This is a genomic window from Myxococcus sp. AM011, from assembly GCF_013372595.1.
Lineage (GTDB): Bacteria > Myxococcota > Myxococcia > Myxococcales > Myxococcaceae > Myxococcus > Myxococcus eversor.
Genome location: NZ_JABXEM010000367.1, coordinates 1 through 8,675 on the forward strand (window position 1 = coordinate 1; position 8,675 = coordinate 8,675).

Annotated in this window: 8 protein-coding genes; 2 read left to right on the forward strand and 6 right to left on the reverse strand. The window is 70.9% G+C overall.

Annotated features, from left to right (window positions below; genetic code table 11):
• Positions 1–28 precede the first annotated feature (28 nt).
• Together HUW62_RS43375 and HUW62_RS43380 are read right to left on the reverse strand one after the other, a co-directional pair.
• Entirely contained in the window at positions 29–469 is a 441-nt protein-coding gene (locus tag HUW62_RS43375) for a serine O-acetyltransferase (protein ID WP_176437782.1), read from the reverse strand.
• A gap of 289 nt (positions 470–758) precedes the next feature.
• A complete protein-coding gene (locus HUW62_RS43380) occupies positions 759–1,562 on the reverse strand; it encodes a hypothetical protein (protein ID WP_163865401.1) in 804 nt (267 codons plus the stop codon).
• 158 nt (positions 1,563–1,720) lie between these two features.
• Here HUW62_RS43380 and HUW62_RS43385 point away from each other — a divergent pair, with 158 nt between their 5' ends.
• Positions 1,721–2,470: a HEAT repeat domain-containing protein gene (locus HUW62_RS43385; protein ID WP_163865400.1), complete on the forward strand. Its 750-nt coding sequence runs from the start codon at positions 1,721–1,723 to the stop codon at positions 2,468–2,470.
• Positions 2,467–3,207, forward strand: a complete 741-nt coding sequence (locus HUW62_RS43390) for a signal protein (protein WP_163865399.1) — start codon at positions 2,467–2,469, stop codon at positions 3,205–3,207. Before HUW62_RS43385 ends, HUW62_RS43390 begins: the two co-directional genes overlap by 4 nt.
• Positions 3,208–3,228: 21 nt before the next feature.
• Here HUW62_RS43390 and HUW62_RS43395 read toward each other — a convergent pair whose 3' ends face one another.
• From HUW62_RS43395 to HUW62_RS43410, 4 genes are all read right to left on the reverse strand, one after another.
• Positions 3,229–3,999 (reverse strand): Uma2 family endonuclease, encoded by a 771-nt coding sequence (locus HUW62_RS43395; protein ID WP_240356332.1) that lies wholly within the window; start codon positions 3,997–3,999, stop codon positions 3,229–3,231.
• A gap of 239 nt (positions 4,000–4,238) precedes the next feature.
• On the reverse strand, positions 4,239–7,184 hold the full coding sequence (locus HUW62_RS43400; protein ID WP_176437783.1) for a helicase C-terminal domain-containing protein: 2,946 nt from the start codon (positions 7,182–7,184) through the stop codon (positions 4,239–4,241).
• A 56-nt stretch (positions 7,185–7,240) separates the two neighbouring features.
• Positions 7,241–7,663 carry a cupredoxin domain-containing protein gene (locus tag HUW62_RS43405; protein WP_163865396.1) on the reverse strand — a complete coding sequence of 141 codons (423 nt, stop codon included), beginning with the start codon at positions 7,661–7,663 and terminating at the stop codon, positions 7,241–7,243.
• A gap of 67 nt (positions 7,664–7,730) precedes the next feature.
• The coding region (locus HUW62_RS43410) for a hypothetical protein (RefSeq protein ID WP_255203970.1) at positions 7,731–8,675 on the reverse strand (945 nt) is incomplete at its 5' end.

The window sequence follows — 8,675 nt, forward strand, 5'->3', positions numbered from 1 at the left end:
CACCCGCGCCTTGCGTGGGGTCCGCCCCTCAGTGTTCGTTCGCGGCCTTCTGCTTCACCACCCGGGCCGGGGCTCCCGCCACCACGGCCATGGGGGGCACATCCGAGATGACCAGGGCGCCCGCTCCAATCACCGCGCCGTCTCCCACCGTCACCGGACCGATGATCTGCGCGCCCACGCCCACATAGACGTTTCGGCCGATGCGGGGGACTCCCGACTCGCCGAACCGGGGCTCCACGCTGACGTTCTGGGACAGGAAGCTGCCTTCGCCCACCTCCACGCCCGGCGCCACCACCACGCCCACGCCGCCGTAGCCCAGGCCCACGGAGGAGTGCAGCCTCGCGTCGATGTCGACGTGGCAGTGCAGGAGCCGGTCACCCACGGCGGCCACCATGCTCGGAAGCATGGGCACGCCCAGGCGCTTCAGCCGCCTCGCGGCCCGGTAGAAGGTCAGCGCGTCTGGACCCATGCCCCACCCCGCGCCACCCTCCAGCGGCCCGAAGGCCCTCCGACCTTGCGGCGGTCCACGCCCTCGCTCGCCATTCCCATGAGGGAGGCGGGGAGATTGAGGCAAGCCGTACAGGGTGAAGGGCGCGTCGTGGCCATTGCTCCGCGCCAATCTAGGGGGCCTCCTGGCCCGGGCCAGCCACTCGGCCACACGGTCCGGAAGAGCGTCCGCCAGCGAACCCCTGCTGGCCCATGACGGCCCTGGAGTGCCACCGAGCGGACAGTCGCCTCGGTGGCTCACGGAGGGTGTTTCAGGAGGCGGCTTCCTCGCGCAGGCGCTTCAGGGCCTCCTCGACGTACTGCACGCCCTTGGGCGTGATGGCCTTTCCCTTCTTGGTGTCCTGCGCGTAGCCAGCGTGCAGGCGCAGGGCCTTCGCGGCGTTGGGTGCGGCGTAGGTGACGCCCAGCTCGCCCCAGAAGCGGGACGTCGTTCCGGACGTCACTTCCATGTCCAGCGCCACCGCGCGGGCCAGGTAGAGCGGAATCAGTGAGCGCACCAGCTGATCCTTCAGCTTGCCCGCGGAGCGCAGCTCCTCGTAGCGAGGGTGGGCCTTGAGCGCTTCCATCAACTGGTTCACGGCCTGGCCCGTGTCCGCGGAGGACGCGGCCTGGGGCGCGGGGGCGGCCTCGCCCTTCTTCTTCGCTCGGGCCTTGCTCCGGGCCGCCGGACTCTTGCCCGACCTGGCGCTGGCGGCCTTGGTGGCGGGCTTCGCGGTCTTCACGCCCCGGGTCTTCTTCGCCGCCTTCGAGGCCCGTGGAGTGGGTGGGTCGGCGGCGACGGCTTCGGCGGCGGGGAAGCTCTCCGCCTCGGCGATGGGGCGAGGGCGCGGTGTACGCTCCACGCGCGTGGGCTCTGGCGCGCTGGGAGGCGCGACGGCCACGGGAGCGGGAGACGGCGCGTCCCGCCGCTCCACCTGACGGGGTGCGGGATGGGTGGCACCGTTGTGGGAAGGGGCCTGCGGGCGCGCATAGCCCAGGCGCGAACGCACCTCTTCCACCACGCCGCTCAACCCCACTTGCTGCAGCAGACCTTCCAACCGGGAAGCGAATGACACCGGGCATGCCCTCCTGGACGTGCGCACGTTACCCCAGGATGGCCCCATGTCGGATCCACCCCGCCTACGCAAGCAGGGGAGGTGGGTGCGCGTGGACCAGGCATCCTGCAACTGTTCGTCAGCGGGCAGACGGCGCTACACTCTCCGTCGTCCCTGCCATGCGGCTGCCTGCCCTCCCCCTCCTCATGTTGCTTGTCGCGCCCCACGTGGCCCTCGCTCAGGGGGACACCCGGCTTGCGTTCCTCGGGCGCCAGCTCACGCAGGGCAAGGATCCGCGCTCCCGCTCCCAGGCGGCCCTGGTGCTGGGGGCCACCGAGGATCCGGAGGCGGTGACACCGCTGTGTGGCGCCCTGAAGGACCCGAGCGAGCTGGTGCGCGCGGCGGTCGCCAAGTCCCTGGCGAAGCTGCAGGAGTCCTCGGCGCTCCCCTGCCTGGAGGCCCACAAGACGGAGGCGGACGCGGCGGTGCAGGCGGCCGTGCGCGAGGCGGTGAGCGCGCTGAAGGAGTACCAGGCGCGACCTCCCCGCTTCTACGTCTCGCTGGAGGGGATGAAGGACCTGACGCGCTCGCTGCCGGCGGAGCTGGTGAAGGCCACCGAGGCGCGGCTGCGCTCGCGGCTGATTCGCCGGGGGGCGCTCCTGGCGCCGGCCAAGGAGTCCAAGGCGGCGGCGAAGGGCGCGCTGAAGAAGCTGGGCGTGCATGGCTATCGCATCACCCCGGAGGTCCATGCGATGGAGGGGGGCGGGTTGCGGGTGGCCATCGTCTGCCTGAGCTACCCGGATCTGTCCTTGCTGGGGCAGGTGGACGTGAAGGCCGGGGGCGCGCAGCCCGCGGACCTCCTCAAGGCGCTGGTGCCGCGCGCGGTGGAGGAAGCAGCGGAAACCTTCGAGTGGAGCAACGAGACATGACGACGAGCACGACGGCGCATGCGGCGGCCCCGAAGCGGCGCTGGCGTAACTTCCTCCTGGATACGAGCTTCCAGCTCAAGCTGACCGCGTACATGGTCGGAGTGACGGTGGTGTTGTCGGCCCTGCTGGGCGTGTTCCTGGTGCGCTCCGCCTGGGCCCTGATGCGGGAGACGGCCACGGCGGTGGAGGCCCGCTCCAAGGCCGCCGAGGTCAGCCGCGAGCTGTCCGGCGCCACCCTGTCCAACGAGCTGCTGGCGCGGATGGACGACCCGACCTTCGAGGCCACCTTCCGGGAGAAGGCGCAGGGCATCGACGCGGCCTACGAGGCGGAGCGGGCCGCCATCGTCGCGCAGCGGGCGGAGCTGGAGTGGCGTCAGCGCGCGACGTGGTGGGTGCTGGGCGCCTTCCTGGTGGGGTTCATCGCCGTGGTGGCGTTGGCCACCATCGTCGTGACGCATCGGTTGGCCGGGCCGCTCTTGCGCATCCGGCGCATGGTGGGCGATGTGCTCGACGGCAAGCTGCGCCCGCCGCAATACGGCCTGCGTGACGGCGACGAACTGCGGGACTTGTTCGATGCGACGCGGAGCATGATGCAGAAGCTGCGGGACCAGAGCGAAGAGGATGCTCGGGTGCTGGCGAAGGCGCTGGAGACGGCGGAGCGCTCCGGCGTGCCGGGAGAGTCGCTCGACGAACTGCGCGCGCTGGAGTCCCGCTTCCGCGCGCGCCTGGAGGCCTGAGTCTCGCGACGCCGTCCCCGGTCAGTGCTTCCGGGGACGCAGCTTGCGGAGCTCGGCTTTCATCTTCGCCATTTGTTGTTCGGCGTCCTTGCGAAGCTGGTCTGCTTCCTTGAGGGCCAGTTCCAGCTTGCTCCGCAGCCGGGCCTCTGCCTGACGACGTCGACGGGCCTCCGCTTGCCTGCGCAGGCGGGCCTTCTCCATCCGGGCCTTGAGCTGGTCAATCATCTCCGTGGACTCGAGCAACAGCGTCTCGCCGGTCCACACGAACATCTTGTCGCCACGGACCTCGAACTCGAGCCCCAGCACCTTCGAGGTGAACCGTCCCTGCTTCGGCTTGAGGGGAACGTAAGTCCTGGCCTTGGCGGATTTCAGCCGGAACCCCTCCAGCCGCTCCCGGCCCGCGTCGTAGATGAAGTACTCGCGGATGCCGAGCCGCGCGTTCCGCTCCACGTTGACCACGGCGTCCTTCTTCCGGTTGCCGCCCGAGTGGACCTCCATCACCCAGTCCAGGCCCTTGCCCTCATGGCTCACCAGCCACTTCTCGCGAGAGTGTGGCTCGACGTCGAACACCACCAGCAGGTCCGGCGCGAAGCGGCGCTCCCCGGGGTAATACACGGGCAGCTCCGAGCCGACGTACGCCGTGCGCCGCCGATTTCGGAAGTGATGCCTGAGCACATCCAACACGCGGTGCTTCGCGTCCTGATGCAAGTCCCCCTCGGGCGGAGACATCTCCCGGTACGTCACCTCCGCTGGCAGTGTCTCCACCACCTGCGCCCTCTCCTCGGGCCCCATCGCGTCCCACTCCTCCTGGGTGGGAGCCCGAGGGAAGGCGTCGCCACGAACTCTGTCCGCGTGCCGTCCCATGCGCCGAAAGCGTGGGGTCGGCAGCCTCGCGCGTCAATGCCCGAGGTGGATGAGCAAAGCGCGCGCCACGGACTTCCGCACGTGTCGCGAAGCAGGAATCGAGCAATGCGCGTGAACCATGCCCCATGACTCCGTGAAGGAGTCCACGGGAGCGGACTTGTGAAGCCTCACGGTGGTGAGGCCACGTCCACGGTGAGCCCTGTCTGCTTGAGCACCGCATGGATGCGCAGGCGCGCCTGGGCCCACGGCAGCGCCTCCACGCGATAGCCGTCGAGCGCTTCCATGAGGTGCGCGCGGTAGCTCGGGTGGCCCGGGTCCGCGACGATGACGACGCCTCGGTCCGTGGTGGAGCGGATGAGTCGACCCACGCCCTGACGCAGGAGCAGCAACGCGCGCGGCAGTCGGTACTGGAGGAAGCCCTGGTACTCGCCACCAGAGCGGGACAGCGGCTCTTCGCGCGCGGCCACCAGCGGGCGCAGCGCGGGCTCCAGCGGAAGCTTGTCGATGAAGACGCAGCCCACGCCTCGGCCGGGGATATCCACGCCCTGCCAGAAGCTCTTCGTGCCCAGCAGCACCGTGCCCGTGTCGCGCTCCTGCCGAGCCGCCAGCGAGCGACTGTGCCCACGCGACTGCCGCAGCACTTCGATGCCCAGCGGCTCCAATCGAGTCCGCGCCTCCGCGCCCACGCGCTCCATGCGCCGCGTGGAAGCGAACAGGCCCAGCAGCCGTCCACCCATCGTCTGCGCGAGGCCCGAAATCCGCGTCGCGGCCCAGTCGATGAAGGCCTCCTCGTGCGCGCGCGGCGCATCGGTGACGAGCACCACCAACGCCTGCTCATGGAGCTGGAAGGGGGAGGGTGCGCGCAGCAGCCGTGGCGCGGGCCGGTCGCCGCGTCCATCCAACCCCAGTCGCTTCAACACGAAGGGCGTCCCCGAGCCCTGGCTCGTGGGCCCCAGCGTGGCCGACGTCAGCACCAGCGCGCGCTTGTTCGCCGCGAAGTCGCGCGACACATGGAAGGACACATCCACCGGCTGCGCACCCACGCTCCAGCGCTGCCGCCGAGGCTCGGCCGTCGCGGAGTAGCACCGCCCCGCCGCTGCTTCGCCCGAGAGCTCCTGCGCCAGCGTCGCCAGCTCGCCCAGCTCCGTGGTGGCTCCGGACAGCTCGCGCTCCAGCGGGGGCATCCTCGTGGCGAGCTCCGGCAGCGCTTCCAGCACTCGCACCGCGAGCAGCGTGTGCAGCGCCTGCAGCGCGCCGCGCACCAGCTCCAATCCGTCGCGCACCGGCTCCCACGTGGGCAGCGCGCGCACCGCCTCCGTCACGCGCAGCTCCGGGGCATACGCGCCCTCGTCGGGGTCCTCGCCCGCGGTGGTGGCCGAGGGTTCACACAGCTCCGTCACCCGGGCGCCCAAGTCCCGCGCCTCGTCCATCAGCCGGCGCAGCGCGTCCTCCACCTGGCCCATCAGCGCGCGCGACTCCTCGCGACGGGACGCCGAGAGGGCCCGGCGCAGCTCCGCGAAGAGGCCGTGGCGTCCATCGCGTCCGTGCAGTCGCTCGGTGAGCCGCTGGAACGCGAGGTCCGACAGCTCCACGGTGAGGGCCGTGGTGGCCACGTCCTCCACCTCGTGCGCCTCGTCGAGGACCAGGTGCTCCAGCTTCGGGTAGCGCGCGGGCCACGCGAAGGCGAGCGACTGGTTGATGACCAGCACGTCCGCCTCACGCGCCTGGGCCACCGCCGAATGGTAGAAGCAACGGTGGTAGTGCGGGCACTTCTCGCCCAGCGTCGTCGCGGCCTCGGAGCGCACCGCGGGCGTCAGGCCCATCAGCACGGGGAAGCGCTCGCGGAACCAGTGGCTCAGCCGGTCCATGTCGCCATCCACGCTGCGGCGCAGGTACGCGCGCAGATACGCGCGAGGCGCGCGCGCGGAGTGCCCCATGCCCGGCTCCACGCGCGTGGCCTCCAGCGCGCGACGTCGGCACAGGTAGTTCGACTGTCCCTTGAGCAGCGCGTAGCCGAAGGTTCCGCCCATCGCCTTGTGGAGCCGGGGCAGGTCCTTCTCCAGCAACTGGTCCTGGAGCGTCTTCGTGTGCGGAGCCACGCCCACCTTGCGCCCGTTGCGCGCGGCGAAGAGGGCCGCGGGTGCCAGGTACGCGAGCGACTTGCCCGTCCCCGTGCCCGCCTCCACCGCCACCTGCTCGCCGTCCGACAGCGCGCGCGCCACCGCCTGCGCCATCTCGAGCTGCGCGGCCCGACTCCTGAATCCTTCCTCCATCCGCTCCAGCGCACCGCCCGCACCCAGCACCGCCGTCACTTCCTCGGCCCGCACCGGAAGCACCGGCGCCTCGGCCTCCGGCTCGGGGAGGGACGGGACACCCGCCGCGCGTCGCCGCTCGGGCTTCCCGCGCAGGAACCCTTGAGTCTCCAGGGCCAGCGACGCGGGAGCGGCACGACAGGCCTCGCTCAGTCGCGACAGCAGCTCCAGCAGCGGCCACTCCTCGTAGTCGAACGCGCCGCCGTCCGTCTCCGGAAGGCCCAGTCGCCGCGCGGCCCGGGGGTCCAACGTGGCCAGCAGGTCCGAGACATCCTCGCCCCGGCCCTCGCGCACGAAGCGGTCCATCGTCTGCACGAGCACGGCATGCACCGCCTCGCAGTCGGACAGCGCGCGGTGCGGCTGGCGGATGCCCAGCCCGGCCCAGCGCAGCAGCGACTCCAGCGAGTGGCTGGTCAGCTCCGGGTGCAGGTAGTGCATCAACTCGCACGAGTCGAGCACCGGCGCGCGGATGGGGCCCAGCAAGTCCGGCAGAAAGCCCTTCTCGAACGGTGCGTTGTGCGCCACCACCGTCCAGCCCGTGAGCCGACTTCGCAGCTCCTCGATGTCAGTCCCGAAACGGGGCCGGCCCGCGAGGTCCGCGTCCGTCAGGCCCGTCAGCCGCCGGATGGTGAGAGGCAGGGGCCGCGACGCCGAGTAGAGCCGCGCGAAGCGGTCCACCTCGCGTCCGTTCTCGAAGAAGAGACACCCCAGCTCGATGATTTCGTCGGCACGTGGATCCAACCCCGTGGTTTCGAGGTCGAGAAACACATGCCGCGTGAAGAGCTCCGCCGCGCCGCCCATGCAGGGCCGGGAGACTAACGCTTCCCCGCGCGCTGCCCAGATTTCGGCCTACGTCTTCAGTCCACCAGGAAAACGCCGGAAATCATCTTCCCCATGGCACACCCGTAGACGAGTTTTCCGGACTCCTTGGGTGTGAAGGAGATGTCCACCGGCTGGTTGAGCGGCAGCGGCGTGTTGATGTCGTAGCCGTCCATCACCACCTCGGTGGCGCATGTCTGGTCCGTCGTGCGCGTCACCACCAGCTTCACCGGCTCGCCCTTCTTCAGCGTCACGGGGCTGGGCTCGTAGCCCTTCTCCGTCACCGTCAGCTCCACCACTCGCACGCCGTTCTCCCGCTTCTCGGGGACGGTGGGCGCGGCGGGAGTCTCGGCCGCGGCGGGCGCGCCCTTGGTGCACCCCTGCTGCGTGGCACCCACCATGGCGGCTGTCGCGGCCAGCGCGAGCCAGGGCTTGATGATGCGGGAGAAGAAGGGGCGCATGAGGTGCCTCGAGCGAACGAAGGATTGGCGGAGTTGAGAGGGGCCTGCGCCCCCGACTTCAGGGCCCTCAGGCCTCGTCGGCGGGAGCGCTCGAGGGACCCGGCTCGAACTTGAGCAGGGCGTGGAGTGGGACGAAGACCTCGTGGCCCGGCTCACCCAGCAGCAGGTCGAACCGGCCCACGTGCATCAGCGGGAGCTGGAGGGTGATGCCGTTGCGCAGCACCAGCTTCACCGTGTCGCCCAGGTGGTCCAGGAACGCGCGCGGGTCCGAGTACGGACGCTTGTCCGGCTGACGCGCCACCGTGGACGGCTTCTGCGTCAGCTTGGCATCGCGCTCCAGGCTCGGCAGCAGTCGCTCCCACTCGGCGCGGCGCGCCAGCAGCACCACCTGCAGCTTCTCCAGCCGCCCGGTGCGCTCCAGCGTGAAGGCGATGGGCTCCTCGGCGACGAGCGTGTCCAGCAGCGAGCGCTCCGCCAGGACGACGGACACCTCTACCTTGCCGGAGATGAAGCCGCCGAGCAGCTCCGCCACCACGGCGTTGTCCACCTCGCCGCGCGCCTGCTTGATGGCCGCCTTGCGCTGGGTGCGCTCCTTGCGCGCCATGAACTCCGCCACCGTCATGCCGCTCTGGAGCACGCCGAAGGCATCCCCCAGCGACAGGTCCGGCGTCTGGCCCATCAGCTCGTAGACCTGGTCGAAGCGCTTCGCCTCCTCGGCGTGCAGCTTGCGCCAGATGCGCGCCTTCATCTTCCCTTCCAGCTCACCCTTGGCGATGCGCGCGGGCACATGCTCGCGCTGCGCCAGCGCGAGGATCTGCTCGGGCGTGGGCGGAGGCCGCGGCGTGGAGGAGCGGAAGCCTCCGGGCCGGCCACCGAAGCCTCCTGGACGGGCACCGGGTCCGCCGGGTCCTCCGGGTGCTCGCGGTGCCATCGGACGGGCGCCGGGCGTCACCCCCGCCGGACGCGGCGAGGGGGCGGGAGCCACGCCGGCGGGCCGGGGCTGTCTCTTATA